General features: G+C 69.5%; 23 protein-coding genes and 1 tRNA gene. 11 read left to right on the plus strand and 13 right to left on the minus strand.

Annotation, left to right across the window (positions count from 1 at the left end; genetic code table 11):
• Positions 1–23: 23 nt before the first annotated feature.
• A complete protein-coding gene (locus QJS31_RS10820) occupies positions 24–353 on the plus strand; it encodes a type VII secretion target (RefSeq protein WP_282783978.1) in 330 nt (109 codons plus the stop codon).
• On the plus strand, positions 350–2,083 hold the full coding sequence (locus QJS31_RS10825; protein ID WP_306356575.1) for a hypothetical protein: 1,734 nt from the start codon (positions 350–352) through the stop codon (positions 2,081–2,083). Before QJS31_RS10820 ends, QJS31_RS10825 begins: the two co-directional genes overlap by 4 nt.
• 559 nt (positions 2,084–2,642) lie before the next feature.
• On the opposite strand, the gene QJS31_RS10830 is transcribed toward QJS31_RS10825, so the two are convergent.
• A complete protein-coding gene (locus tag QJS31_RS10830) occupies positions 2,643–3,392 on the minus strand; it encodes an SDR family oxidoreductase (RefSeq protein ID WP_282781300.1) in 750 nt (249 codons plus the stop codon).
• Positions 3,393–3,639: 247 nt separating this feature from the next.
• Between QJS31_RS10830 and QJS31_RS10835 the strand changes: the two genes are divergently transcribed.
• Positions 3,640–4,512: a TIGR03619 family F420-dependent LLM class oxidoreductase gene (locus QJS31_RS10835; protein WP_282781302.1), complete on the plus strand. Its 873-nt coding sequence runs from the start codon at positions 3,640–3,642 to the stop codon at positions 4,510–4,512.
• A gap of 15 nt (positions 4,513–4,527) precedes the next feature.
• Here the strand turns inward: QJS31_RS10835 and QJS31_RS10840 are convergent, their stop codons facing one another.
• Together QJS31_RS10840 and QJS31_RS10845 are read right to left on the minus strand one after the other, a co-directional pair.
• Positions 4,528–5,532: a malate dehydrogenase gene (locus tag QJS31_RS10840; RefSeq protein WP_282781304.1), complete on the minus strand. Its 1,005-nt coding sequence runs from the start codon at positions 5,530–5,532 to the stop codon at positions 4,528–4,530.
• A gap of 40 nt (positions 5,533–5,572) precedes the next feature.
• Positions 5,573–6,412 carry an N-formylglutamate amidohydrolase gene (locus tag QJS31_RS10845; RefSeq protein WP_282781306.1) on the minus strand — a complete coding sequence of 280 codons (840 nt, stop codon included), beginning with the start codon at positions 6,410–6,412 and terminating at the stop codon, positions 5,573–5,575.
• Between the two features lie 90 nt (positions 6,413–6,502).
• On the opposite strand from QJS31_RS10845, the gene QJS31_RS10850 reads away from it, so the two are divergent.
• Both QJS31_RS10850 and QJS31_RS10855 read left to right on the plus strand, forming a co-directional pair.
• Positions 6,503–7,384, plus strand: a complete 882-nt coding sequence (locus QJS31_RS10850; protein ID WP_282781308.1) for an alpha/beta fold hydrolase — start codon at positions 6,503–6,505, stop codon at positions 7,382–7,384.
• A gap of 52 nt (positions 7,385–7,436) precedes the next feature.
• On the plus strand, positions 7,437–8,309 hold the full coding sequence (locus tag QJS31_RS10855) for an LLM class flavin-dependent oxidoreductase (RefSeq protein ID WP_282781310.1): 873 nt from the start codon (positions 7,437–7,439) through the stop codon (positions 8,307–8,309).
• Positions 8,310–8,652: 343 nt separating this feature from the next.
• Here QJS31_RS10855 and QJS31_RS10860 read toward each other — a convergent pair whose 3' ends face one another.
• On the minus strand, positions 8,653–9,258 hold the full coding sequence (locus QJS31_RS10860; protein ID WP_306356576.1) for a TetR/AcrR family transcriptional regulator: 606 nt from the start codon (positions 9,256–9,258) through the stop codon (positions 8,653–8,655).
• Positions 9,259–9,334: 76 nt separating this feature from the next.
• On the opposite strand from QJS31_RS10860, the gene QJS31_RS10865 reads away from it, so the two are divergent.
• Positions 9,335–10,087: an alpha/beta fold hydrolase gene (locus QJS31_RS10865; protein WP_282781314.1), complete on the plus strand. Its 753-nt coding sequence runs from the start codon at positions 9,335–9,337 to the stop codon at positions 10,085–10,087.
• 94 nt (positions 10,088–10,181) lie between these two features.
• On the opposite strand, the gene QJS31_RS10870 is transcribed toward QJS31_RS10865, so the two are convergent.
• Together QJS31_RS10870 and QJS31_RS10875 are read right to left on the minus strand one after the other, a co-directional pair.
• Positions 10,182–11,207, minus strand: coding sequence for an alpha/beta hydrolase (locus QJS31_RS10870; RefSeq protein ID WP_372341776.1), 1,026 nt, complete (start codon positions 11,205–11,207; stop codon positions 10,182–10,184).
• Positions 11,208–11,271: 64 nt separating this feature from the next.
• Positions 11,272–11,994 (minus strand): TioE family transcriptional regulator, encoded by a 723-nt coding sequence (locus tag QJS31_RS10875; protein WP_282781316.1) that lies wholly within the window; start codon positions 11,992–11,994, stop codon positions 11,272–11,274.
• A gap of 81 nt (positions 11,995–12,075) precedes the next feature.
• Between QJS31_RS10875 and QJS31_RS10880 the strand changes: the two genes are divergently transcribed.
• Positions 12,076–13,200 (plus strand): erythromycin esterase family protein, encoded by a 1,125-nt coding sequence (locus tag QJS31_RS10880; protein ID WP_282781318.1) that lies wholly within the window; start codon positions 12,076–12,078, stop codon positions 13,198–13,200.
• A gap of 54 nt (positions 13,201–13,254) precedes the next feature.
• Positions 13,255–13,326: transfer RNA gene (locus QJS31_RS10885), tRNA-OTHER, on the plus strand.
• Positions 13,327–13,786: 460 nt separating this feature from the next.
• Here the strand turns inward: QJS31_RS10885 and QJS31_RS10890 are convergent.
• Positions 13,787–15,169, minus strand: coding sequence for an MFS transporter (locus QJS31_RS10890; RefSeq protein ID WP_282781319.1), 1,383 nt, complete (start codon positions 15,167–15,169; stop codon positions 13,787–13,789).
• Positions 15,170–15,586: 417 nt separating this feature from the next.
• Complete coding sequence (locus QJS31_RS10895; RefSeq protein WP_306356577.1) at positions 15,587–16,333, minus strand: hypothetical protein; 747 nt, start codon at positions 16,331–16,333, stop codon at positions 15,587–15,589.
• On the opposite strand from QJS31_RS10895, the gene QJS31_RS10900 reads away from it, so the two are divergent.
• Positions 16,314–16,634 carry a hypothetical protein gene (locus QJS31_RS10900; RefSeq protein WP_306356578.1) on the plus strand — a complete coding sequence of 107 codons (321 nt, stop codon included), beginning with the start codon at positions 16,314–16,316 and terminating at the stop codon, positions 16,632–16,634. The two genes, QJS31_RS10895 and QJS31_RS10900, sit on opposite strands and share 20 nt — an antisense overlap.
• Positions 16,635–16,688: 54 nt before the next feature.
• On the opposite strand, the gene QJS31_RS10905 is transcribed toward QJS31_RS10900, so the two are convergent.
• From QJS31_RS10905 to hisS, 3 genes are all read right to left on the minus strand, one after another.
• Positions 16,689–18,764 carry a M13 family metallopeptidase gene (locus tag QJS31_RS10905; protein ID WP_306356579.1) on the minus strand — a complete coding sequence of 692 codons (2,076 nt, stop codon included), beginning with the start codon at positions 18,762–18,764 and terminating at the stop codon, positions 16,689–16,691.
• A gap of 148 nt (positions 18,765–18,912) precedes the next feature.
• Entirely contained in the window at positions 18,913–19,560 is a 648-nt protein-coding gene (locus QJS31_RS10910) for a hypothetical protein (RefSeq protein ID WP_282783509.1), read from the minus strand.
• A gap of 246 nt (positions 19,561–19,806) precedes the next feature.
• Complete coding sequence (gene hisS, locus QJS31_RS10915) at positions 19,807–21,081, minus strand: histidine--tRNA ligase (RefSeq protein WP_282783511.1); 1,275 nt, start codon at positions 21,079–21,081, stop codon at positions 19,807–19,809.
• Positions 21,082–21,229: 148 nt separating this feature from the next.
• Between hisS and QJS31_RS10920 the strand changes: the two genes are divergently transcribed.
• Positions 21,230–22,120: a peptidylprolyl isomerase gene (locus tag QJS31_RS10920; protein WP_306356580.1), complete on the plus strand. Its 891-nt coding sequence runs from the start codon at positions 21,230–21,232 to the stop codon at positions 22,118–22,120.
• Positions 22,121–22,588: 468 nt separating this feature from the next.
• The gene (locus tag QJS31_RS10925) at positions 22,589–23,143 is read left to right on the plus strand and encodes a hypothetical protein (RefSeq protein ID WP_039815232.1); all 555 of its coding nucleotides are present in this window, start codon (positions 22,589–22,591) and stop codon (positions 23,141–23,143) included.
• 128 nt (positions 23,144–23,271) lie between these two features.
• Here QJS31_RS10925 and QJS31_RS10930 read toward each other — a convergent pair whose 3' ends face one another.
• Positions 23,272–23,658 (minus strand): DUF4913 domain-containing protein, encoded by a 387-nt coding sequence (locus tag QJS31_RS10930; protein ID WP_282783517.1) that lies wholly within the window; start codon positions 23,656–23,658, stop codon positions 23,272–23,274.
• A complete protein-coding gene (locus tag QJS31_RS10935) occupies positions 23,655–25,514 on the minus strand; it encodes a type IV secretory system conjugative DNA transfer family protein (RefSeq protein ID WP_282783519.1) in 1,860 nt (619 codons plus the stop codon). Before QJS31_RS10935 ends, QJS31_RS10930 begins: the two co-directional genes overlap by 4 nt.
• Between the last annotated feature and the right edge of the window lie 3 nt (positions 25,515–25,517).

Here is a 25,517-nt window from a genome sequence, read left to right on the forward strand (position 1 = left end):
CCACGACGATCGGGGGGCGAGTCATGACCGAACTCTCGGTGGATCCGGAAGCGGTCCGCGCCTTCGCCACGACCCAGCACGGTGTCGCGGCCGATATCGCTGCTGCGGGCAACCTGGACACTGTAGCCAATGTCGCCGCCATGACGCCCGTCTTCGGGCTCATCGGCGCGGACTATCTGGCCATGTTCGCGGTGGCGGAGCTGCTGCACGGCAAGGACGTCAACGCGCTCTCGGCGCGCTACGCGCACCTGGGGCAGGTGGCCGCCGGAACCGCGACCGCCATCCAGACCACCGACGGCGAGTTCGCGGGCGGTCTGGACCGGATGGACACGGCGATCGGAGGACAGGGATGAGCCCCGTCGATCCCTCGGGCGTGATCGGCCCCGCCTCGACCGCCGTGGAGGCGGTGGCGACAATGCCCGCCACCGGAACCGGCCCGCGCGGGCCGCTTCCCGATGTACCGCTGTTCCAGCTGCCCGCCGATATCGCGCCGTTCGAGCCGCCCGCGTATCTGACGACGCGCAAGGAATTCGAGCAGGGCGCGACACCGGTTCCGGGCGGGCTACCTGCCGGAATGTCGGGCACCGCCGCCACCGAGCCGACGGCGGTACTCGGCGGACACCCCGGTCCCGACACCGCCTCCGGGATGCTCGGGGGGACTTCCGGACTCGACGCCGCCCACGGTGTGCTCGACGGCCGATCCGCCCTGGATTCCACGCAGGGCGTGCTGGACGGCGGACGAACCGCCCTCGATTCCGCCCAGGGCGCGCTGGACGGCGGACGAACCGCCCTCGATTCCGCCCAGGGGGTGCTCGACGGCGGACGAACCGCCCTCGATTCCGCTCACGGCGCGCTGGTCGGCGCGCGCACCGCGCTCGACAGCGCGCTGAACGACCCGCCCGGCACCCTCGCCGACGCGCAGGCCGCGCTCGCGCGGGCGGGGCTCGCGCCGGGCGCGCTGCCGCCACTGCCCGCCGATCCGGTCCAGGCGCTGCTGAGCGGGATGGCACTGCCCGCGATCCCGGGTCTCGACGCACTGTTCACACCGTTCCTCGACCTGCTGAACGGCTTCGGCACCGGAGTGTTGGGCGTGGTGAACCCGACCACCCTGCTGAGTCAGTCCTCGAAGTTCATCGAGGGGGCCGTGCAGATCGGCACCGGTGCGCTGAAGACGGTCGAGACGTTGTGGCAGGGCACATCCGGCACCGCCGCCCAGGCGGCCGGGCAGGAGGCACAGAGCCACGGCGCGGAGACCGCCCAGCGCGGCTTCGACATCTCCGCGCTCACCGAACAGGCCGCCGCGGTGGTCCAGCGCGGCAATCTACAGCTCACCGCCATCGCACAATCCTTCGCCGCCCAGGCGACCGCCATGGCCCCCGTGGCGCTCACCCCGCCCGGTCAGGCCGCTCTGATCGCCTCGGCCACCGAGCATCTCGGCGCGGCGGTGGCGGTGGTCAACGCCACCCGCGGCGAATTGAGCACCTACACAGCGCAGTTGAGCGGCGTACTGGGTCCGCTGCTCGGCCGGGGCGGCGGGCCCAGCCCCGCCGAGGTCGCCCAGTCCCTGGCGCAGAATGTCGGCCAGCCGATCCTGTCGCAGGCTCAGGAACTGCTGAAGTCCGGAATCGACCAGGCCACCACACCCGCCGGTACCGGCCCGATCCCGGCCAATTCGGGCGATCTCGACACCAAGGCCGCCGGTCTCGGCGGCGGAGGCGGCGGAGCCGGAGGTGGCGGCGCGGGCGGCATCGGCGGTGTCGGCGGACTCGCCGCCAAGCCCGGCGGACCCGGCTCCTCCATCCCCGGGGGCAAACTCGCCCCCGCCGCGGGCTCCCCGTTCGGCTCCGGCGCCCCCGGCGCTCCCGGCGTCGGCGGCATGCCCCCGGGTGGCTACATGGGCGCGCCCTACGGCGGCGCGGCGGGCCAGCGTGGCACCGACGACAACCACACCCGCACCGTCCAACCCCACCACAACCACTCCGGCGAAGCCGAACTCACCGGCAATCTCGGCCCGGCCAGCCCCGAAGTCATCGGCGACACCGCCACCGCGGACGGTTCCGGCGACCACGACGCCACATCCTGACCCACCGCAGCAGGGCGGCAGATCCCACCCGGTGAGCGGCGGTCCCGGCCGCCGGCCCGGGTAGGCGGTGCGCAGCCGAACGCGCGGTACCGCACGATCGATCCCCCGCAGCCCGGGCACTCCGACGCAACCGAACTCACCGGCGATCTCGCCCCGCCCACCCCCGAGGGAACCAGCGACTCCACCACCGGCAGGCCGCCCGGTCAGCTCCACGACATCACACCCGGAGACACCGTACGGCTGGGCCGCCGATCCTCCCGGGCGGATGGCGCCCGCGCTATCCGCGGCTGCTTCACCGCGCGAACCCGTGCGGCGAGGGCATAGAGGTCGCTGCGGGTGTCGAGGCGTCCAGGCGACCGACCACCCGACAATTCCGCGCCCCGGAAACGCCGACCGGACGAGCGCTCACCGCACCCTCTCGCCGTTCGCGACCGGGCACGTCGCATCGGATCCGAGCGCCACTCCGCGTCCTTCCCGGTGGTCGCGGACCTGCCGACCGTGAGCGGATCAACCGACCGGCCCGCTCGCGGGAACGTTCGCGGCGGCCGAGCGGCAACGCTCACACGGCTTCCGGTCGGGCCTGGGCGTCGGTGCCGCCGTCGATGACGAATTGCGCGCCGTGGATGAATCCGGCGCGCGGGCTCAGCAGGTAGGCGATCAGGTCGGCGATCTCCTCGGGGCGGCCGTTGCGGCCGACGGGTGAGGTGAAGTTGCGGATGGCCTCGCCGTAGCGGGGGTCGTCCAGACCCGCTTGCAGCAGCGGGGTTTCGACGCTGCCGGGCGCCACGGCATTGAGCCGCACCCCGGCCGCGCCCCACTCGGCGGCGCGGCGGCGGACCGCGACGGTGACGGCGTTCTTGGAGGCGGCGTAGGCGTAGCTGCCCGCGTAGTCCCCGGCGGAGGCGAACGCCTCCGCCCCGGTTCCGGTGGCGATGGGGTTCTGCGCCCAGGCCAGATGGGTCGACGCCACCGACGACACGACCACGGCCGCGGGTGATTCCCCCTGGCGCAGCGCGGGCAGCAGGGCATCGAGCAGGGCGACGGTGCCGCGGTAGTTGATCTCGACAATGCGCATCGGGTCGGGGACCTGCGGCCCGACGCCCGCGCACAGTACGAGTCCGTCGAGCGCTCCCCCGCCGCGTTCGAGGACCTGGTCGACGATTCCCGCCCGCACGTCCGCGTCGGTGAGGTCGCCGGTGAGGTCGGCGTCGGCCAGGTCGATGCCGATGATGTCGTGCCCGGCGGCGCGCAGGACGGCGGCGGTGGCCGCGCCGATGCCCGAGGCGGAGCCGGTGATGGCGATCGTCATGGCTGCGATTAGAACAGGATGCAGATTCACCGGGCAATGCCCGGCGGATCCGATCTCGGACACCGGGACCGCGGTCGCCGCACCCCGGGCGCACCCGCTACGACTGACCATGCGCCCCTGGGCGTGTCCACCGTCCGGATTCGGATCGCCGGTTCGGTCGCGGACCACCGCGGTGCCGGACTAGCATCAGTGCAAGAACTAGAATCTGTTCTAGTTTTCGCCCGCCCACTGTCGAGAGGACGACCCGATGCGCTTCACCTATGCGGAGGCGATGACCGATCCGGACTACTACATCCCGCTGGCCCAGGCCGCGGAGGCCGCCGGATTCCACAGCATGACCGTCGCCGACAGCATCGCCTACCCCGCGGAGTCGGACTCGAAATATCCCTACACCAAGGACGGCAATCGCGAGTTCCTCGACGGCAAACCGTTCATCGAGACCTTCGTGCTGTCGGCCGCCATCGCGGCGGCCACCACCACGCTGCGACTGACGCCGTTCGTACTGAAGCTGCCCATCCGCCCGCCGGTGCTGGTGGCCAAGCAGGCGAGTTCCCTCGCCCGCCTGAGCAACAACCGCTTCGCCCTGGGCGTGGGCATCAGCCCGTGGCCGGAGGACTTCCAGATCATGGGCGTGCCGTTCGAGAAGCGCGGCAAGCGGCTCGACGAGTGCATCGAGATCGTGCGCGGCCTCTCCACCGGCGAGTACTTCGAGTACCACGGCGAGTTCTACGACATTCCGCGCATCAAGCTCACCCCCGCCCCCACCGAGCCGCTGCCCATTCTGATCGGCGGCCACTCCGACGCCGCGTTGAAGCGCGCGGTGCGCCTGTCCGACGGCTGGATGCACGCGGGCGGCAGCGCCGAGGATCTGGACAAGTATCTGGCGCGCATCGAAGAACTGCGCGCCGAGCGCGACCTGACCACCCCGTTCGAGATCCATGCCGTCTCCCGCGACGGTTACACCCCCGACGGGGTGAAGCGCCTCGAGGAGAAGGGCATCACCGATCTGATCGTCGGCTTCCGCAACTCCTATGCCATGGAGCACGACACCGAATCGCTGGCGGACAAGATCACCAAGCTGAAGTGGTACGGCGACACTGTGATCGCCAAGTTGAGCTGACCGGGAACACCCGGCTCAGGACCGCTTGGCGAAGCCGAGCTCGATGACGGCGTCGCGCTCGCTCGCCAGCTCGGCCACGCTGAGATCGATACGCGCCCGGGAGAATTCGTCGATGGCGAGGTCGGGGACGATGGTGTACGCGCCGTCCGCGCAGGTGACCGGGAACGAGCTGATCAGCCCTTCCGGCACCCCGTAGGAACCGTCCGACGGCACCGCCATCGACACCCAGTCCCCGGCCGCGCTGCCCAGCACCCAGTCGTGGACGTGGTCGATGGCGGCGCTGGCCGCACTCGCCGCCGACGACGCGCCGCGCGCCTGGATGATGGCCGTACCCCGTTGCTGCACGGTGGGAATGAAGTCGTGTTCGATCCAGGCGCGATCGTCGATCACCTCCGGCGCGGGCCGTCCGGCCACGGTGGCGTGGCTGATATCCGGATACTGGGTGGCGGAGTGGTTGCCCCACACCGCGATACGGTGGATATCGGCGGCGGGCACGCCGGTCTTCTTCGCCACCTGGGCGATGGCTCGATTGTGGTCCAGCCGGGTCAGCGCGGTGAATCGCGCGGCGGGCACATCGGGTGCGTTGCTCGCGGCGATGAAGGCGTTGGTATTGGCCGGGTTTCCGATCACCAGCACCTTGACGTCGTCGGCCGCACTGGCATTGATGGCCGTGCCCTGATCGGTGAAGATCGGACCGTTGGCGGCGAGCAGATCGGCGCGTTCCATACCGGCGGTGCGGGGACGCGCGCCGACGAGCAGCGCGATATTCGCCCCGTCGAAGCCGATCCACGGGTCATCGGAGATGTCGATCGACGACAGCAGCGGGAACGCGCCGTCCTCGAGTTCCATGGCCACCCCTTCGAGGGAGCCCACCGCGGCCGGGATCTCGAGCAGTCGCAGCCGCACCGGAGTGTCCGGTCCGAGCATGGCTCCGGAGGCGATCCGGAACAGCAGACCGTAGGCGATCTGTCCGGCGGCACCGGTCACGGTGACGGTCACGGGTCGGGCGGCACTGCTCACGACGAACTCCTAGCGCTTGTCGGACACTCCGCTGTTCACCCTAATCACGCTCACCCTGCCCGGTCCCGGTTGGTGAGCCCGACGTGAGCGAGTAGACAGTGGCGGCGTCGGCCAGTTCGGCGAGCATCGAACCAAGATCGACGACGGCCGCGGGCCGGGGTTCGCCGTGCGCGTCGAGGTACAGGTCGCGACGGATCTCGATCATGACGGCGGCGACCCGGAGGTCGCGGCGGTAGTGGGCCAGCGGGACATAGCAACCCGCGTACGGGGTGTCGAACTCGACCGCGCCCGCCGCCCCGAATACGCGCCGCGCGGCGGCCGCGAGCCAGGGCGGGGTGTGGGTCGCGTCGGTGCCGACGCAGATCGGCGGGCGCGGCCGGGCGGCATCCTCGAATGCCGAGGGACGCGCCGGATAGGAGTGCACGTCGATCACCACGGCCGCGCCGGTGGCCGCCAGCCGCTCGGACACCAGGGCGGTGACGGCGGCGGCGTAGGGATGGAAGTATCGCGCCAGGAGTTCATCGGCCGTCGGCCCCGTATCCGTGCGCAAAGCCGCACCGCCGCAGGTGCGTTCGTACACCGCGCCGCGCCCGTGCCGCAGCATCGGTTCGCTCGCGTCGGGGAAGCGCTCCGGATCCACCACCAGCCGCGAGTAGCGGTGCACCGCCCGCCACGGCCGCCGCGCCGCCCGCTCGGTCGCCGCCGCGGCGATCGAATCGGTTGCGGTGTCGGTGGATTCGGCGAGTTCGGCCGCGAGGGCCGGCTCGGACAGGGCGATTCCGGCGCGCACGTCGGGCGGAATCTCGCGTCCCGCGTGCGGCACGTGCAGCGCTACCGGACTCGTCGGGTCGCCCGGATGGATCACGCACGGCTGCGTCATGCGCTCACTCCCTTCGATGTCCCCACGCTTGATGATACGTACATACCATTTTCGTGATATGTTCGTATCATCAAGCGGTAAGGGGAGATCATGACCAAGCTCGGACGGTTCACCGATGACGCGGCGCGGGCCGCCTATCTGCGCGCCTACGATGCCGTGGCGGCGGCGTGGCCGGTGCCGTGGACCGATATCGACGTCGAAACCTCCTTCGGCACAACACGTGTCCGCCGATCGGGAGCAGGGGAAGGAACGCCGCTGTTCCTCTTCCCCGGGATGCAGGGCAACGGATTGTTCTGGAGCCAGTCCATCACCGAGCTGGCACACGACCGCACGGTGTACACGCCCGACGTCATGGGCTGGGCCGGGCGCTGCGCGCAGACCTCTCCGCTGCGCGACGAAAACGAGATCGCCGAGTGGGCAGCCGAGACGATCGCCGGACTCGGAGCCGATCACGTCCATGTGGCGGGCTATTCCCTGGGCGGATGGCTGGCAGCCGTGCTCACGGCCCACCGCCCCGACCGGGTGGCCAGTCTGAGCCTGCTGGAACCGGCTCCGGCCACCTTCGCGCGGCCGAGCTGGCGACTGCTGTGGCGCTTCATGGTCGCCGGATTCCGCCCCACGCGGGCGAAGATGGAGACGTTCAACCAGTGGATCGCTCCACGCACCCGGCTCACCGAGTCGGAGTGGGCGATGCTGTTGGCGAGCTTCGACTTTCGGCAGGGGATGCCGTGGGCGCGTCCGCTGCCCGAGGAGCGCTTCGCCGCGATATCCGCCCCGCTGCTGGTCCTCTTCGGCGGTGACACCGTCGTGCACGATCCCGGGTGGGCGGCCGACCACGTCCGTCGACTGCGACCGGACGCCGATATCGAGACCTACCCCGGCGTCGGACACGACATGATCTGGGCGATCCCCGACCGGGTGATCCCCCGCTTCCTGGACTTCGTGCGCGCACACGAGCCCGCACGGGCCTGAGCCCTCCCGGAATCCACCGGACGCGAGTACCGGATTCTGGTAGGCAGGGACCATGACGAGTCTCGGCGTGGTGTTCCGGCCCCAGCGTCCCCCCGAACGGCTGCGCAATGCGGTTCGGGCAGCGGATGATTCGGGCCTCGAGGAGCTGTGGCTGTGGGAGGACTGCTTCCTCGAGGGCGGCATTTCGACCGCCGCGGCGGCACTGGCCTGGTCGGAGCGGGTGCGGGTCGGCGTCGGCGTGCTGCCGGTGCCGCTGCGCAATGTCGCCGTGACCGCCATGGAGATCGCCACGCTGGAACGCCTGTTCCCCGGGCGCGGGATCTGGGGTGTCGGGCACGGGGTACAGGACTGGATGGGGCAGGTGGGCGCGCGCGCCGCCTCCCCGCTGACCCTGCTGCGCGAGTATCTGGACGCGCTGCGGGGACTGCTGCGTGGTGACCGATTGACGGTCAAGGGTCGCTACGTGCGGCTCGACGATGTCGGCCTGGATTGGCCGCCCGCCGCCGCACCGCCGATGCTGGCCGCCGCCACCGGACCTCGCACCCTCCGGCTGGTCGGTGCGGCGGCCGACGGCGTCATCCTCACCAGTTCCACTCCCGCCGACGGCATTCGCGAAGCCAGCCGGATCGTCGCCGCCGCTCGCCCCGAATCCGTGACCGGCCAACCCTTCCCGATCGTCGTGTACCTCCTGGCCGCGACCGGCCCGAACGCCGCCGACCGGGTGGCCGCCGAACTCCGCGCCCAGGGACGCGATGCCATCGCGGGCATCGGTGTGGCCGGGGACGCCCACGCCGTCGCCGACGCCGTCACCCGCTGGTCCGAGGCGGGTGCCACCAGCGTCATCGTCGAACCCACCGCCGACGAGCCCGATCCGGAGGGTTTCATTCGCTTCGTCGCCGACCGGGTCCGCCCGCTGGTCCCCTGAAGCGCGTCGGTAGCGTCGCGGTCGGCACCGCGGCGTCACCGACGGCCACGAGCTCGCGTCGATCGGCACGCCGCCGCTCCCGGTCAGGCCGGAGCATCGGCGACGCCACAGCGTGCTGTCGCCGCGCGGCCGAGCACGCTGCCGCCGCGTGGCCGGGAACAGCGTCATCGCGCGGTCACGCACCATCGCCCGCGCAGTCACGGACCTTCGACACGCGGCCACGCACACCATCGACACGCGGCCATCCACATCGATATCGCGGGGCTGAACGCGCCGTCATCGCGCCGCGAAAGGACTGGCGTACGCGAATCGTCACCAGGAACAACACCCGGCCAGGCCTGCGCTAGCACGGATCCAGTCCCAGCGTCCGGGCGAGATGGTCTGTCCACCAGCGTATTTGGCGCTCCGGACTATCGGCCGCCCGGCCGGTGAGACCGGCGCTGCGGCGGAACGGTGCGCCGTACAGTGGTTCGGTGGCGAGTGCCTGATGCAGGGCGGCGACGGCCAGCCGGGTGTCGTCGATCGGAATGTCGGCGGCATCGGGTCGCAGCGCGTGCAGCGCGTCGACGACCGGAGTGAGCATGCCCGATTCCGTATCCCGCCAACCGGCGGCGTGCAGGGCGACGGCCAGTTCCCCGTACCCCTGTCGATAGAAACCCGCCAGGGCCTCGACCAGTTCACCGAGGTCGGCGTCGCGGTCGAGCCACGAGTCCAGCACCTGCCGCAGTCCGGCCCGGATCTTGCGGCCGCCGTGGCGCAGCAGGGCCTCCAGTAGCCGGTCCCGATTTCCGAAGTGGTGGTTGACCCCCGCATCGGTCATACCGACCGCGGCCGCGACGGCACGGACCTGGACCGCGGCCACCCCGCCCTCGGCGAGCAGCCGCTCGGCGGCGTCCAGGATCAGCCGACGCGCTTCGTCGGGAGCGCGGCGTACACGTGATGCGGTCACGCCGCCACCTTACCTTGACGCGCCAACGCAACCCGCCTACGGTCTACCTTGACACCGCAAGGTAGGAGGACCGGCCATGACCGACCCAGACATTTCTCGCTCCCGACATCTCACCCGCCCCGACTCGGTCGTACTGCGCGGCGAGGAGATCGGTGCCGGACCTTCCGTCCTACTGCTGCACGCCGGTGGTGAGCAGCGACAGGTATGGACCCCGGTCATGACCCTGCTCTCGGCGGCGGGATTCCGGTGCGTGGCCTACGACCAGCGCGGCCACGGCGAATCCGGCGGCGAGCGAAAGACTTTCGCACCCTGCGCGGGCGATGTCGGCGCGATGGTGCTCGCCGAGCCGCCGGGCTGCCTGGTGGTCGGCGCTTCCCTGGGCGGACTCGCCACTCTGGCCGCCCTCGCGGATCCGGCGGTGCGCGACCGGGTGGCGCGGCTGGTGCTGGTGGACGTCGTCCCCGATATCGACCCCGCCCGCGCCCGCCGCTTCCTCGCCGACGCCGGTGTACTCGACGGCTACACCGAACTCGTCGACGACATCCTCGCCCAATTGCCGCGCCTGCGGCAGCTCACCGCCACCCTCGATCTTCCCCTCCGGCTGGTCCGCGCGGGCACCGACACCCCGCTGTCCGACGACGACATCGCCCGCTTCCGGCACACGGCCCCCCACGCCACGGTGACCGAGATCCCGCAGGCCGGACATCTGGTGGCCCGCGACCAACCCGCGGCCCTGGCGGCCGCCATCGCCACCGAATGCCGCCATCTGAGACTCGGGCGCGGTATGGGCGGACGGGTCGCCGCGCGGAGCCGCGTCGGCGGGGTGTGATCGCCACCGCGACCGCGCGGGTCGACGATGACCACTGCGGCGCGCCCAGACACGGGCCTGCCCACCCGAAGCCCCGTCTCGCGACCGGTCGTGACTACAGACCCAGGCCGCGGGCCAGGACCGGCCAGGAGTCGATGAAGTCGTCGTGCCAATAGCCCCAGGAGTGGGTGCCGGAGGGCCGGAAGTTGTAGGTGGCGGGGATGTTCAGGGCGTCCAGGCGGGTTTTGAGATTGTGGGTGCAGTAGTTGGTCGCGCCCTCGATGACGCCGCCGACGAGCAGTTGGTTGGCGAGGACGCGGGGACCGCTGCCGGCGGAGTATTTGCTGTCCAGGACGTCGTGGATGCCGGGGAGGCCGTTGCCGGTGGACAGGTACAGGTCGAGGCCGCGGAGCCCGTCGGCGTTGACGACCGGGTCGTTCTCGGTCCAGGCGGGGGCGCCGACGGGGCCGTACATATTCTCGACATCGCCGCCGCCCCAGACCTCCACGGCCAGCTTGACGAACTCGCGTCCGACCGGGTCGGCGGACTGCGCGCAGCCGGAATAGGCGGCGACCGCGCGGTACAGGCCGGGCTTGTGGATGGGCAGATTGAGCACGGCGGTACCCGAAGTCGACAGTCCGGCAACGGCATTGACGCCGTTGGTGCCCAGTGCGGCATCGATGAGCGGGGGCAGCTCCTCGGTGAGGAAGGTGCGCCACTTGATCTTTCCGCGCTCCGGGTCGGGTGCGATCCAGTCGGTGTAGTAGGTGAACGCACCGCCGATCGGCTGCACCACGTTCACGTTCTTGTCGGCGAGGAAGCCGGTGACGATATCGGTTTTGGTCTGCCAATTCGCCGTACCCTCACCGCCGTCGGCGCCATTGAGCAGATACAGGGTCGGTCGCGGCACCGAGGCGTCGGCGGGGCGCCGCACATCGACCGGGAAGTATTGCTCCATCGCGGCCGAGTACACGAACAGTCGGAGCGTGCGGTCGTCGGTGAAGGTCACCTTCATGATTCGCGAACCGTTCGGCGCGACCGGATCGGCCAGCAGCTGTCGCGAGTCCATGACCGGATCGCCCGCCGCGGCGGTGGGCGTCACGAGTCCGATTCCGGCTAGCGCGACGAACGCGGCGATCAGGGCGGCGGCCCGCCTGCCGTACGGGAGGTGTCGACGAATCACCCTGGTACCGTAACCGCCTCGCTCAGCCGTGCGGCCCGGTATCGATGCCCGAGGTACGGAGATAGCTTCCGAGCTGCCCGGCCGCCTCGAGCATGGCGACGCCGCGCGCGGTGAGCTGCCGCTGCCACCCTGCCAGGGCCGCGGCCAGCCGGTCCGTGCCGCCCGCCGCGCGAATCTGCTGGACCACCGTCGCGATGGACGCCAGCGGGTATCCGCCGCGCCGGAGCAGATGGGCCAGTTCGGCATCGCGTACATCGGCCGGGCGGTACAGCCGATAGTCGGTGACCGGTTCGCGATCCGGAGCCAGAATGCCCGCCTCCTCCCAGGTGCGCAGGGTCGCCGGGGTGAGTCCGAGCAGTCGGGCCAGCTCGCCGATGGTCCGGGTGCCGGTCCGCCCCGTGGCCTCGCGCGGCGCCGCGGTGAGTTGCTCGACCGCCGCCCGCACCGACACCAGCGTCTCGCGGTCGCGCCGCAACTGTCCGTGGCCGCGGTCGATGACCGTCAGCGCGTCGTCGAGCGCGCCGTCGTGAATCGCGTTCATGATTCGCCCGCTCGCCGCGTGCCCGAAGGCGGGAATCAGCGCCAGGTAGGTGCGCAACGCCGCCGCGTGCGTCTCGGTGTAGACCCGATAGCCGCTGGGAGTGCGCCGCGCGGGCGGCAGGAACCCGTCCCGCTCGTAGTTGCGGACGGCCTGGGTCGAGATGCCGTGCTCACGCGCGAGATCAGCGGGGCGCAGAGTGACCATCGATTTGAGAGTTTACCTGCTGAATACGGGGTAACCGTTGGGCAAGTTTCCACCGAGGTTTCACCGATACGATCGAAATACATGAGCCAGGACATTCGAGACTTCCTCACCCCGTCATGTGAACTCGTGGGCCTGGGTGAACCCACGCATTTCGAACCCGCCTTCGCGCGGCTGCGCAACGACCTGTTCGCCCGACTGGTGGAGTGCGGCTTCCGCTCCGTCGCACTGGAATCCGATCGGGTCGCCGGTTTCGCCGTGGACGACTTCGTCCAGGAGGGCATCGGCGATCTCGATACGGTGCTGCGCGAGGGCATCTCGCACGGCTTCGGCGAGCTGGAGGCCAATCGCGAGTTGGTCGTCTGGCTGCGCCAGTACAACGAGGGTCGACCACCCGAGCAGCGGGTGGCCTTCCACGGCATCGACGCTCCGCTCGAAACCATGAGCGCCCCCAGCCCCCGCCGCTACCTCGAGTTCGCCCGGGACTACCTGGAACTCGATCTGGAGCTGGCGGATCTGCTCGGCGAGGACGAACGGTGGAGCCGCACGGAGGCGGTCTTGGATCCGACGGTATCGCCGGGCGCGACGGCCGAGGCGCAGCAGCTGGCGGCGATCGGTGACGATATGCTCAGCCAGTTGTACGGCCGCTCCCCCGGACTGATCGCGAAAACCTCACGCGCCCGGTGGCTGCGCGCCCGAGCCCACCTCACCGCCGCGCTAGGACTGCTCCGCTACCACCGCCAAGCCGCCCGCCCACTCCAGCCCGAGGCCCGGATCTCCCTGCTCAGCAGCACCCGGGACGTACTCATGGCGCGGAACCTGCTCGAGATCCGCGATATCGAAGCCGATCGCGGCCCCACCCTGGTCTTCGCCCACAACAGTCACCTGCAGCGCACGCAGACGCATATGCCCATGGGCGAACTGGATGTCACCTGGTTCCCCACCGGTGCCATCGCCGCCCAGTTCCTCGGCGACCGCTACACCTTCATCGCGGGCAGCCTGGGCCACAGCGACGCCATCGAACTGAACGAGCCCGCGGCCGACACCTTCGAGGGCTTCCTCCAGCACCGCTTCCCCACCTGGGGCCTCCTACCCACCCGCGACCTCCCCTCCGCCCGCGTCCGCACCGACGTCACCCAACCGCAGGGCTACTTCCCCCTCGATCAGTCCATCCTGGAAGGCACGGACGCGGTGCTCCACATCGCCTGATCCCCCGCAACTCTGTTGTCGCACAATACCACTCGGCGATATCCTGCTTCTGTCCGTGGAGTAGTTCAATTGGTAGAACACCCACCAGCAAGTGGACGGGCGCGGGTTCGATTCCCGCCTCCACGACCCCGCCCGCCGGACACACGGTTATGGTACTGACAGAGTGCGTCGAATCGTCTTGGCGGTAACAGGGTTTCGCCGCAATAGCAGCGATGCTGGGTAGTACCGGCATCCGCATATCGTGCTGGCCGGACAGGCCCGGGCGGAGCGGCAGAGGAGGCATGCCGGTCTCCGCCCGGGCCGCGACTACGCGCGCTCGCCCCGAAGGACCCGTTTCAGCTCGTATAGCCGCTGCTCAGCCATTGGCGGTCGAGGACAGGACCGGTACGCCGGATTGAGCGGAATGAGCCTGACCTGGTGACCATCGTGAGTGTGGTGAACAACCTCGAACTCGGTGATGGCGTCGAGGGCCGGCCACCGGTCGTATCGCGCGATCGGAACGCCACTCGACGGGTACATGGAAGCCAGCTTGCTGGTGAGGGCCATGGCAGACGTCGGCATCGCGGACGCGGTCACCGACGGCTGCTCAACCGGCGGCGCGTGCGTCGAGCTCGTAGCGGTCGCCGATCCGCAGCAGGGCCAGCACGGACATGAAGATCGCTGGTACCAGGACCAGCATGGCGGGGACGAGCGGTTCGCCGCCGTAGCCGGCGGCGCTCACCAGATCGGAGGTCAGGCCGACGAAGAATGGGCCGAGTGCGCCACCGAGGGTGACGAGAAAGGTGAGCAGGGCGAATCCCAGGCCACGGCGGACGGCGGGGACCACATCGGCCGAGACCGCGGTGAGATTGGGGATCGCACCGGCGAATCCGCCGCAGGCCAGAGCGATCAGGGTGGCACGCGCCGGAACACCGGGCGTGAGTAGAGCGCCCGCGAGGGCGAAGGCGCCGGTCAGCAGGAAAACGGTGGCGACGGTGATCCGTCGGCCGGGCCGGACGGCATGGGCGCGGTCACCGAATCTGCTGCCCGCGATGATGCCCACGACAATGCCGGTACCGCCGATCGCTCCCGCGAGCCCGGAAGCGGTGTCGTAGCCGAGGCCCTCGGTACGCTCGAGCAGTGTCGGGAGCCAATAGAACACACCCCCGATTCCGAGCGAGAGCAGGGCTTGGCCGATGATCACTCCGGCCAGCGTCCTGATGCTCAGCAGTTCCCGCGCTTCCCGGAGCAGCGAGACCGAAGGCGTGGGCGTGCCGGCTGTCACAGACTCGCCGATGCGACACTGGTCGAGGCGATCCCCCAAGCCCCGCAACGGTTCCCGGACGGTCAGCACCAACGCCGCGACCACCAGGCCGGGCAGGGCGGCAACGAAGAACACCATGCGCCACCCGAGGGCCTCGGCCAGCACCCCGCCGAGGATGACGCCGGTCGGCAGGCCCAGGTAGTAGCCAGCGCGCTCGAACCCGTACGCCTTGCCGCGGCTGCGAGCCGGATAGTAGTCGGCGAGCAGGCTGGACGCGGGCGGGTTGTAGAGCTGTCCGGCGGCGCCGATCAGCACGCGCACGAGGAAGAACAGTACGAATGTGGTCGCCAGGCCGCTCAGGACGGAACACAGCGACCACACGAGGACGACGATCGATATGGTGGCGACGCGCGGCGCACGGTCGGCGAGACGCCCAGCGGGCAACAGGAGCACGGCGCCCGCGATGCTCGCGGCGGTCGGTATCGCTCCGGCGGCGGTGTCACCGAACCCGAAGTGGGCCTGGATCGCGGGCAGCGCCCCGGCGATCAGATTTATCTCGAACCGATCGATGAACGCGACGAGCCCGACGGCGATGGCGGGCCACCATCCCAGTGGCGCGGATTTCGTCAGATCGACGATGCGGGACGGACGGCCGGCGGATACGACGATGTCGATGGAGCCGTTCGGGACGGGAGCAGCGTCCACCGGGGACACGGTTTCGGCCATGGGATCGGCTGCTGCCCGAAAAGGTGGCCGGTGTCGCCGTTGGGAGGACCGCCCCGTCCAGGCGAATCGCCGAATATCTCTGTTGAACAAGTGATTCCGATTCCTGGCTGTGCTGGCGTCACGGCACGCGTCCGTGACCACGGGACCCGGCCTGCCATCTCACCCTCCGGGCTATTGTTTCGCACGAGGATACTACGTTTCCCAGAAGGAGGTAGCGCGTCGAGAACGATCCGCTACGCCGCGCGGAATGCGATCGGGTGGAATCGATCTCGCCAGATCCGGACCCCCTGCCGACGTAGCCACCTGCGACCCGGCTGGTAGCGGTCGTCCGTGCCCGGCGGCAGCTCGTCCTCGTGGCTGCCGCGCTGAGACTCGATCAGGTCGGAGAGCGCAGACCCGCGACAACCCGTAGCCGGGTCAACCGCCCAGGCTCGACAGGCGATTGCGGCGCACGACCTCCTCGTGCAGCGCCGCCACCCGAGGCGGGAGCGCGCCGGGATCGCGCAGGGTGGGCCGGGGCATGGGGTCGACATCGGCGTCGATCATGGACAGCCGGATCACGGCGCCCGGCCGGTCCAGCGCCCATGAATGCGTATGTCCCGGGCGCGGATAGGTTTTCGCCTCCGAGCCGTAGACGAAGCGGGAATCGTCGGTGACCAGTTTGAAGCGGCTGGCCATGCCCTGGGATTCGGCCTCGCTGCGATTGCCCGGATTCGGCAGGGAGAGCGCGTCCTGCACCGCGCGCAGCAGTTTGTCGCGGTCGGGAGTCTGCATGGCGGGGATGCGGGGCGGGCACTCGGGGTCGAGTCCGGCGATCCGCTCCGACTGGTCCTCGAAGCGCTGCGGGAACGGCAGGGTGAAGCACACGTCGATATGGACCGGTGCGTCGATGGGCCGCCAGCGGATACCCACTCGGAGCAGGGCGTCCGCGGCGATGGTGTCGCGCCAGACGTACATATCCTTGTCGGCGGCCCGGAGCTGACCGGGGCCGATCGCGACCATGGAGCCCTGGGCCTTCGGAACACCGTGGGAGACGATCCATATGGTGCGGTCCGGCACCCCGGCCATACCGCCGAGCCCGTACTCGGTGACTTCGCCGTCCCCGACGGCGGCGTCGAACCGGGCCGCCCGCTTGCGCGCGGCCGTGGAACGCTGGCGGGGCACCCGGCTGGCCGATCCCGTCGGCTGGGCGCTCGTCCTCGGCTGGGTCCTGGTCGTCGACCGGGTCGGTGTCGTCGGCTGGTCCGACGTCGGCGGGGCGGCGGCCGTATGCCCACAGCGCGGACAGCGGGGCGTATTCGTCCCGACCAGGAAACCGCATCCTTCGCAGATGCGGCGCCGGCCCGAATCGATGAGCGCCTGCGCGTCGAACACCGCCACCGTCGCCTACGCCTCCGACTCGCGGGTGCGGCGGGTGGGACTCGGCGGGTGGCTGCGCACGGACGATCCTTTCGACGGGCGGTGATGTGCCGATTCTCCCCCACCCCTGCAACACGGTCGGCCAATCACCCGCGGAGTGTCACATGGCGACCCGCGTCGACTCCGCCAGATACAGTCGATCCGACGACCGCACCTCGAACGCGGTGTAGAACTCCGGCATGTTGCGAACCACCTGGTTCACCCGGAATTCGGCGGGTGAGTGCGAGTCGAGGGCGAGCATGGTGGCCGTGTACTCCGGGCTCGCCGCCGCCCGCCACATGCGGGCGTAGGCGAGAAAGACCGGACGGTAGTCTGGGGTCGCATTGCCGCGCCGCCGTTCGGCCAGTCGGAAGGCGGCCAGCGCCGTGGCCATACCGCGCAGATCGGCCAGATTCTCGATGACGGTGAGCGCCCCGTCGACATGGTGTTCCGGGGCGAGCCCCGCCGGAACCAGCGGATCGTACTGCTCGATCACCAGCCGGGTCTTGGCCTCGAACGCGGCCTTGTCCGCCGCGGTCCACCAGTCGCGCAGACTGCCGCCGGCGTCGAATTTCGAGCCGCCGCTGTCGAATCCGTGACCCATCTCGTGGGCGATCACCATGCCGATGCCGCCGTAGTTCACCGCCGCGTCGGCGTCCGGGTCGAAGAACGGGGGCTGCAGGATGGCCGCCGGGAGGCAGATGTGGTTCAGTTCCCAGCTGTAACTGGCGTTCACGTCGGAGGGGGTCAGTATACTCCACTCGGCACGATCCACCGGTCGGCCGAGTTTGGCCAGCTGCCAGCGGAATTCGAAGGCGTCGGCGGCGCGCAGGGCAGCGATCAGCGAGCCGTCGGGGAAGTCGAGGCCACTGTAGTCGCGCCAGTTCTCCGGGTAGCCCACCAGCGGGACGACCCGGTCCACCTTGGCGAGCGCCTCCCTGCGGGTGCCCTCGGACATCCACGTGGTCTCCGACAACGCGGTGCGGTAGGCGCTGAGCAGGTCGGTGACCAACTCCTCGACGAGTGCGCGGGATTCGGCCGGGAAATACCGTTCGGCGTACCGGCGGCCGAGGGCGTCACCGAGCCGTTCCCGGATCACTCGCAGAGCGGTTCGCCACGGCTGGCGAGGTTGCCGGGTGCCTTCCAGAGTGCGGTCGAAGAACTCGAAGTGGGCCTCGGTGAACGGGGTGGACAGCGTGGGCGCGTAGCGGGTGACGACCAGCAGCCGCAGGTAGTCGCGCAGCGTGGCCGGATCGGTAGCGGCCCAGAGGCGAGCCATCGCGGTGAGGTGACCGGGCTGATCGGCCACGATCGTGTCGAACGCCGCCGGAGCGTCGGTCACTCCGGCCAGCCAGGCGTCCCAGTCGAATCCCGGTGCCAGTTCCGGCAATTGCCGCCACGCATACGGCTGGTAGGAGGACAGCGACGCGATGAGCTCCACCAGTTCCACATGGCCGCGGGCGATCTCGGTCTCCAACGCGAGGGTGCGAGCGGCGATCTCGGCCGGGGCCGCCATACCCGCCGCGGTGGCGATGCGTTCGAGATAGGTGCGGTACGCGCCGCGCTGGGCGTCGTATTCGGCGTCGAGGTAGAAGGATCGGTCCGGCATGCCGAGTCCGGACTGTACGAGGTAGGCCCGGTGCCGACTCGGATCCTTGCGATCGGGCTGGATGCGGACGCCGATCGGCCCGGGTGCGCCGAATGTGGTGAGCTTACCGGCGATCCGCGCGAGATCGGTTTTGTCCGTGGCCTTCTCGATCTCCGACAGCAGATCGGCGAGGGGTTCGATACCGGCACGGTCGCGGGCGGCGGTATCGAGGAAGGCGCGGTAGAGGTGGTGCAGCCGCTGCTCGTCGGTACCCCGCCGCGCCCCCGACGGCTCCTCCAGCAGTTCCCGCAGCCGATCCTCGGTGCCGTCGATGAGTTCCTCGAACGCGCCGTAGGCCGGTTTGTCGGGAGGCAGTTCGACCTCGCGCAACCACGCGCCGTTCACATGCCGGTACAGGTCATCCTGCGGTCGGACGGCCGGGTCCATTCCGGTCAGATCCGGTCCGGTCGAACGGCGCGGTGCGGCCGACGAACATGAGGCCAAGGCCACCAGCAGCGGTACCGCCGCGGCCGTGCCGAGGAACCGACGCCGGTCCAACCGGCAGGGTCTGTGCGGATGCTCGCCCGAAACTCTGTCGCGCCCAGTCATATTCACGACAGTAAGGACGGCGGGTCGCGGTGGGATCGGGCTGCCGGATGATCTCCACCCTGACCCGACCCTGACCCGGCCCCGAGGCCGAGACTGGTTGCGCCACGGCGGCTGGGCTTGCTTCGGTCCCTACGGCTGGGCTGTTCGACTACTTCACGAGTTCGGCGATATCGCGATCACTGAGTACCACCGGCTGCACCGCGTCGCGGTCACGGACCATGCGGGCGGCCCGGTAGAGGGGGCGCTCCTCGGCCACCGCGTCGCGGGCCTCGGCCCGCAGCTGGTGCACCAGCACGCCCGATACGGCCAGCGCGGCGGCCAGCGGGCAGGCCGCCAGGGCGTCGGCCAGGCGGCGCAGCCCCAGCAGGTGGAGTTCGCGGCCACCCCCGGCATCGGTGTACATGGCCAGCGGGATGATGCGGGTGTCGGGCGCGGCGGTGACGCGCAGCACCACCCGGCTGAGGCGGCCGGAGTAGACCAGCACCTCCACACCGGTGGCGGCCGCGATATCGAGCGTATGTTTCCCGCGCCAGGTCTGGGCGTGGATCACGGTGCCCGCCAGCGACATTCGGCGGCGCTGCGCGGCAAGTGCGTACAGGGCGGTCGGCAGCCCCAGCACCAGCGCCACCGCCAGCGCGATCGGCCAGCTCACGAAGAGGGCCGAGAGCAGGCCGACGCCTATCCCCACCCCCAGCGCGGCGAGCGCCAAACGGCGCAGCGCGGGGGCGTACATCTCGGGAGCGATGAGGTCCAGCCCCACCGCCGGGGTGGGCTCGACATTCGGTTGTTCAGTCACGGGTGCGCATTCGTCCAGGTGAGGGTGGGTGTACGTCCGCGCGGACACAGCGGCCCGCACACCGACCGGGACGCTACCAGCATCCCCACCGCCCGCGCCCACCTTCACCCCGACACCACGAAAACCCCACGCCCGCGTTCACCCGGCTCCACGAAACCCGACATCCGCGTTCACCCGGCTCCACGAATGACCCGCGCCCACCGCACCACTCGGCACCACGAAACCCCCGCGCCGACCGCCGGAATATCACTCGGTGGCCAGCGCCGCGGTCACCTCCGCCACCACATCGTCCAGGGCGACCTGGCGCTGCTCGCCGGTGCGCAGGTCCTTGAGGCCGATCTCGCCCTCGGCCACCTCACGGTCGCCGAGCACGAGCGCCAGGCGGGCGCCGGACTTGTCGGCCGCTTTGATGGCGCTCTTCATGCTGCGGCCACCGTAGGCCAGGTCGGTGCGGATTCCGGCCGCGCGCAGTCGCGCGGCCAGCACCACCAGGTGCTGTTGGGCGATATCGCCGAGCGGGACGCCGTAGACGTCGCAGCTGGCGGCGTCACCGGCCGACGTGCCCTCGGCCCGCAGGGCCAGCACCGTGCGGTCGACGCCCAGGCCGAAGCCGATACCGGAGAGCGGCTGCCCGCCGAGCTGGGCCATCAGCCCGTCGTAGCGGCCGCCACCGCCGATGCCGGACTGCGCGCCCAGCCCGTCGTGCACGAATTCGAAGGTGGTCTTGGTGTAGTAGTCGAGTCCGCGCACCATGCGCGGATTCACCACATACGGCACCCCGAGCGCGTCGAGCAGGCCGAGCACCTGGTCGAAGTGCGCCTTCGCCGATTCGGACAGGTGGTCGATCATGAGCGGCGCGTCGGCCACCAGTTCCTGCACCTGCGGCCGCTTGTCGTCGAGCACGCGCAGCGGGTTGATCTCGGCCCGGCGGCGGGTCTCCTCGTCCAAGGGCAGCCTGAACAGGAACTCCTGCAACAGCTCCCGGTACTGCGGACGACAGGTCTCGTCACCGAGGGAGGTGATCTCCAGCCGGAACCCGGTCAGTCCGAGCGCGCGGAATCCGGCATCGGCGATGGCGATGACCTCGGCGTCGAGGGCCGGATCGTCGACCCCGATGGCCTCCACGCCGACCTGCTGCAACTGGCGGTACCGACCGGCCTGCGGCCGCTCGTAGCGGAAGAACGGCCCGGCGTAGCAGAGCTTCACCGGCAGCTGCCCACGGTCGAGATTGTGCTCGATGACCGCGCGCATCACCCCGGCCGTCCCCTCGGGACGCAGCGTGTAGCTCTGCCCCTTGCGGTCGGCGAAGGTCCACATCTCCTTGCTGACCACGTCGGTGGACTCGCCCACCCCCCGGGCGAACAGGGCGGTCTCCTCGAACACCGGCAGCTCGATATGCCCGTACCCGGCCAGTCGCGCGGCGCGGATCAGGCCGTCGCGCACGGCGACGAACTCCGCCGAGGTCGGCGGCAGGTAATCGGGGACACCCTTCGGGGCCTTGAAGCTGCTGGTATCGGTCACGTCTCCAGTCTTCCAAACCGGTATTTCGCAAGTCCAACCGGTTTACCCGGCCCGACCTCGCGGGCTCGTGCGGCGGTTGTACAGGATGGCCTCAGGAACTGATGGCACACTCTTATGCCGATACAACCGACCACGGAGGGACCACCTAGTGCCGAGCAATGAACAGCGACGCGCTGCGGCGAAACGCAAGCTGGAGCGTCAACTGGCCAATCGGGCCGCGCGGGCCCGCAAGCGCAAGCAGCTCACCATCGCGGCATCGGCCTTGGGTGTCGTGGTGGCGGTGGCGGCGGGTGTCGGCATCTACTACCTGACCCGTGGTGACGACGATACGGCCACCACCGCTACCACGTCGGAGACCCCGGAGGCGTCGCTGGCCTCCGCGCCCCCGTCGGCCACGCCCAAGCCGGAACTGGTGAACTGCACGTATCGGGATTCGGGCGAGGCGGCCCGCCCGGTGGACAAGCCCCGCACCGAGGGCATCCGGACCACCGGCGACGACGCCACGCTGAGCGTGAGCATGCAGACCAGCCAGGGCCCCATCGGCCTGACCCTCAACAATGCCGAATCCCCCTGCACCACCAATAGTTTCGCGAGCCTGGCCAGTCAGAAGTACTTCGACGGCACCAGCTGCCACCGACTGAGCACGTCGGGTCTGAAGATCCTGCAGTGCGGCGACCCGACCGGCACCGGCATGGGCGGTCCGGGCTACGCCTTCGACAACGAGTACCCGACGGACCAGTACGCCCCCGGCGACCCGACCGCCCAGTCGGTGCCGGTGAAGTACCAGCGCGGCGTCATCGCCATGGCCAACAGCGGCCCCAGCCCGGACGGCACCGGCACCAACGGCAGCCAGTTCTTCCTGGTCTTCGGCGATTCACAGTTGCCGCCGCAGTACACCATCTTCGGCACCATCGACGAGACCGGTCTGGAGACCCTGGACAAGATCGCCGCCGCCGGCGACGACGGCTCGATGGAGCCCAGCCCGGGTGGCGGTAAGCCGAACCTACAGGTCACCCTGGAGTCGGTGCAGATCGACTGATCCGACAGATCGGTACCGCTCGCGGGTTTAAACGAACGACCCGGTGGGTACTGCGGAATCGACTGACCACCAGCGACATTCGGCCCCGGCGCACCTGGTGCGCCGGGGCCGGTTCTTTTCCGGCGACCCGCCCGAAACCCATGATCGAACCTTCGGCGTAAGGGTTTCCTAACCAAAGAAAATACGAAGTTTTCCGGTTCATGTCGGAATTGTGCGATATATGCTGGATAGCGACGCGCGCGTACGGCGGTATCCGAGTTCTCGCTGGTAACCTCATAGAACGGAGTACGAAGCGGCGTAGTAATCCCATCGGGCGACCCCCACCGGGCAAGTGCCGCGCCTCGAGTGCTCCCGGTGTCCACGTTTGCAGGCGGGACACCGCTACCCGAACCACCGTTCGTGTGGCGATGTCCGTGACGAAGCACCACAATCATCCATAGTGATCACTGCAGCATCGGGGAGCAGGCAATGGCCGAGGAACTCGACGACATCGGCCGCGAAACCGCGGCGATGATGAGGCAAATGTTGCAGCTCGCGACACTTGTCGCGCTGCGCACCCGGGAACGTGGCCAGAAAGAAGCGGAAGCCCGCGTCAAGGTTACCGAGGCCCGTCAGAAGGAAGCCCGTGAGCGTCAGCTCCGGGAGGCCGCTGACTCCAAGGCCAAGGATCCACGCAATGTGGAACTCGCTCGCATGATCGAGAAGCCACCGCTGGACAAGGGCGTTTCGCTGGAGAAGGACCGTTTCGCCGCGCAGGCCGAGGCCACCCGCATGGCCGCCACGCAGGCAGCGATGTCCAAACCGTTGGTTCGATACGACTCCGTGGAGCGGCGTGCCGCCTTGGCGCAGCACCTGACTCGCATGGGCATCGCACCCGAGCTCGCCGCCGTGCGGATGCTGCTCGAGGTTGGGCAGGCGCAGTCGGCGGCCGACGCGGTACGGGCTCGACAGGAGGAGGCCGCGGCGGTACAGCGGCGGGCTCGCGAACAGGAAGCTCGGGGACTACAGCGCGTGCGTTCCTGACGCGGCGCTGATCCTTCTTCGGTTACTGGTCGGGGAGTGCGACGGAGCGCTCAGGCGGATCGGATCCGTTCTCGACAGACGATCCGCCAGTCGGCGACGGCGCTCGGTCGCATGATCCCGGCTCCGGCTCAGATCCGGAAATCTCCCATGGTCGGATCGCTGAACAGGCCCTGCTGCGGCGACTTCAGCGGCAGCGGCGTCAGCATATCCTTGTGCCCGTTGCGCACACTGCAATACTTGAACGGCCCCTTGGGGTCGAACAGCTTCGCCATATGCGGGTCCGCGTGATCCAGAAACCACACCGACAGACCGGTCTTGCCGTCCAGGCGGTAGTGCTCCCATGCCCGCCACATGGCGTCGAGCCGGGCCACCGCCTCCGCGTGCTTCCACCACTCCGGGCACCAGACCGTATCGCTGATATCGGTCACCTGCCGCCGGTACACCAGGGATAGGTAGTTCTCCACGAACTCCACCACGCTGGAGTAGACCATCGGCTGTTGCTGCTGTTCGTTCACAGCGGCCTGACCTCCTCAATCTGTCCGGCGTCGTGCCCCGGAGGCGCTTTGATCAGCGAGGGAGCGCCGATGAGGTCGGCGATCTCGGTCTTCTTGTGCGGAGACGGATCGTGGTGAGCGATCGACTTCTTCACTTCGGCAGCGTACTCGCCCTCCCACCACGGCACGGTCCGAACGAGTACCGGCGGTGTGCCGGAGGAGAATACGATGGCGCGCCCACGTGGCAGAGTGGCCAGGGCGTGCACATTGAAGGTCTTGGACGAGCTCAGCGAGCGAGAATAGCTCTTGCCGCCCTTGGATTCCGAGACCGAGGCCGAGATGGTCTCGTACTCGCCGATCTGCTCGGAGCGCTCCTGCAGGAACTTGTTGTCGTCCACGCCGCTGCCCAGCACCTTGATATTGGCCGCGGCCCACAGTGCCTCCATGCCGTCGACGCCCCAGCAGCGCGCACCCTGCGCCCAGGACTGCAACACCGTCATCACCACGATGCCGCGAGATCCGAAGTGCGAGTACTGCTTCGGCAGATCCTTCCAGCGCACCACGTTCGCGGCCTCGTCGAGCACCGCCAGCATGGGAATGGGCAGGCGACCGCCCGGCGAGCGCGACGCCTTGTGCGTGGCCACGTCGATCACGGCCTCGGTGAGGGCGCTGACCAGCGGCGCCGCCGACCCGCGGCCCTCCAGGGAGAGGCTGTAGAGCGTGCCGTTGCCCTCGATGAACTCGAGTTCGTCGAACTGGATCCGGTTGACGGTGCGGCCGTCCCGGGTACGGGTGTCACCCGGCGTGATCCACGGGTGCACATTCGACAGCTTCAGACAGCGCACCATCTTCTTGGCGGAACCGAAGATGCCGCTGCGGGTGCGGTCGTCGACGTTGAACTGCTGCGCCAGACCGGAGGCCATGAAGTGCTGGCCCGCGCGGCGCAGCAACTCCACCGGCTCGGTGTCACGCCAGTTGTTGACCCAGTCCCACACCTGGATGATGGGTCGGTTGTCCACGGCGGCGGCCAGGAACAGGCCGGCGAGCAGGTCCTCGGCCTCTTGATCGAAGTAGGAGTCGGTGGTGACCTGCGGCCCGGAGCTGTCGTCACCGTCGGCGAAGTGACCGGCCAGGCGTACCGCGCGCACCTCACACCCGGGGCTGTGCGCGTCCACCCATGCCAGCGGGTCCCAGTACCAGGTCGGTTCCTCGTCCGCGACGCCCTGCGGGTCGAAGACGAACGTACGACTGCCCTTGCCCTCGCGCACATCCCGGGTCGCGTCCACCACGTCCCGCTTGTTGGAGGTGGTGAGCACCGGACCGATGGCGGTGAGAATGGCCGGAATGACCCGCGAGGTCGTCTTGCCCTGGCGCGGACCCCAGATGTCGACGTGCAGGTCCTCGTAGGAGCCGTACACCATCTGGCCGTCCGCGACGGCCACGCCGATCGGGACGCCCGGCGTGTCGTCGCGCCCCAGTCGCATGCCCAGCTGCTTGGCCTTGTCCCGCACCCCGGCCTCGGTGAGCGGGCCGATGGCGCTGCCGCTGCCCATGTGGTCGGCCTTGTCGTCCACCGCCAGTCGGCCGACGGACTTGCGCGTCTTCATCTTCCGCTTGACCACGAGGTAGGTCACGGCGGCGAGCACCACCAGCACCACGATGACCGTGGACGCGGTGGGCCAGGTCAGCTCGCCGCGGCCCAATCCGAACCCGAGGGCGATCGGGTTGATCGGGAGATCCTGCGGGGGCGTGGAGAGCTGATTGCCCAGTTGCAGGGCCACCCACAGGGTTCCGAACAGCGCGAAGCCCGCGTAGATCAGATACAGGGTCGCATCCGGACCGGGTACGGCCGGATCCTGCACTTTCTTCTTCGCCATCTC

Origin of the sequence: Nocardia sp. CC213A (genome assembly GCF_030766805.1) — a bacterium.
In the GTDB taxonomy this organism is placed as follows: Bacteria; Actinomycetota; Actinomycetes; order Mycobacteriales; family Mycobacteriaceae; genus Nocardia; species Nocardia otitidiscaviarum.

Excerpts from the sequence above, each read along its gene's own strand:
- QJS31_RS10820 (WP_282783978.1), top strand. The coding sequence starts at position 24 with ATGACCGAACTCTCGGTGGATCCGGAAGCGGTCCGCGCCTTCGCCACG.
- QJS31_RS10825 (WP_306356575.1), top strand. The coding sequence starts at position 350 with ATGAGCCCCGTCGATCCCTCGGGCGTGATCGGCCCCGCCTCGACCGCC.
- QJS31_RS10830 (WP_282781300.1), bottom strand. The coding sequence starts at position 3,392 with ATGACGATCGCCATCACCGGCTCCGCCTCGGGCATCGGCGCGGCCACC.
- QJS31_RS10835 (WP_282781302.1), top strand. The coding sequence starts at position 3,640 with ATGCGCTTCACCTATGCGGAGGCGATGACCGATCCGGACTACTACATC.
- QJS31_RS10845 (WP_282781306.1), bottom strand. The coding sequence starts at position 6,412 with ATGACGCAGCCGTGCGTGATCCATCCGGGCGACCCGACGAGTCCGGTA.
- QJS31_RS10850 (WP_282781308.1), top strand. The coding sequence starts at position 6,503 with ATGACCAAGCTCGGACGGTTCACCGATGACGCGGCGCGGGCCGCCTAT.
- QJS31_RS10855 (WP_282781310.1), top strand. The coding sequence starts at position 7,437 with ATGACGAGTCTCGGCGTGGTGTTCCGGCCCCAGCGTCCCCCCGAACGG.
- QJS31_RS10865 (WP_282781314.1), top strand. The coding sequence starts at position 9,335 with ATGACCGACCCAGACATTTCTCGCTCCCGACATCTCACCCGCCCCGAC.
- QJS31_RS10875 (WP_282781316.1), bottom strand. The coding sequence starts at position 11,994 with ATGGTCACTCTGCGCCCCGCTGATCTCGCGCGTGAGCACGGCATCTCG.
- QJS31_RS10880 (WP_282781318.1), top strand. The coding sequence starts at position 12,076 with ATGAGCCAGGACATTCGAGACTTCCTCACCCCGTCATGTGAACTCGTG.
- QJS31_RS10890 (WP_282781319.1), bottom strand. The coding sequence starts at position 15,169 with ATGGCCGAAACCGTGTCCCCGGTGGACGCTGCTCCCGTCCCGAACGGC.
- QJS31_RS10905 (WP_306356579.1), bottom strand. The coding sequence starts at position 18,764 with ATGACTGGGCGCGACAGAGTTTCGGGCGAGCATCCGCACAGACCCTGC.
- QJS31_RS10925 (WP_039815232.1), top strand. The coding sequence starts at position 22,589 with ATGGCCGAGGAACTCGACGACATCGGCCGCGAAACCGCGGCGATGATG.
- QJS31_RS10935 (WP_282783519.1), bottom strand. The coding sequence starts at position 25,514 with ATGGCGAAGAAGAAAGTGCAGGATCCGGCCGTACCCGGTCCGGATGCG.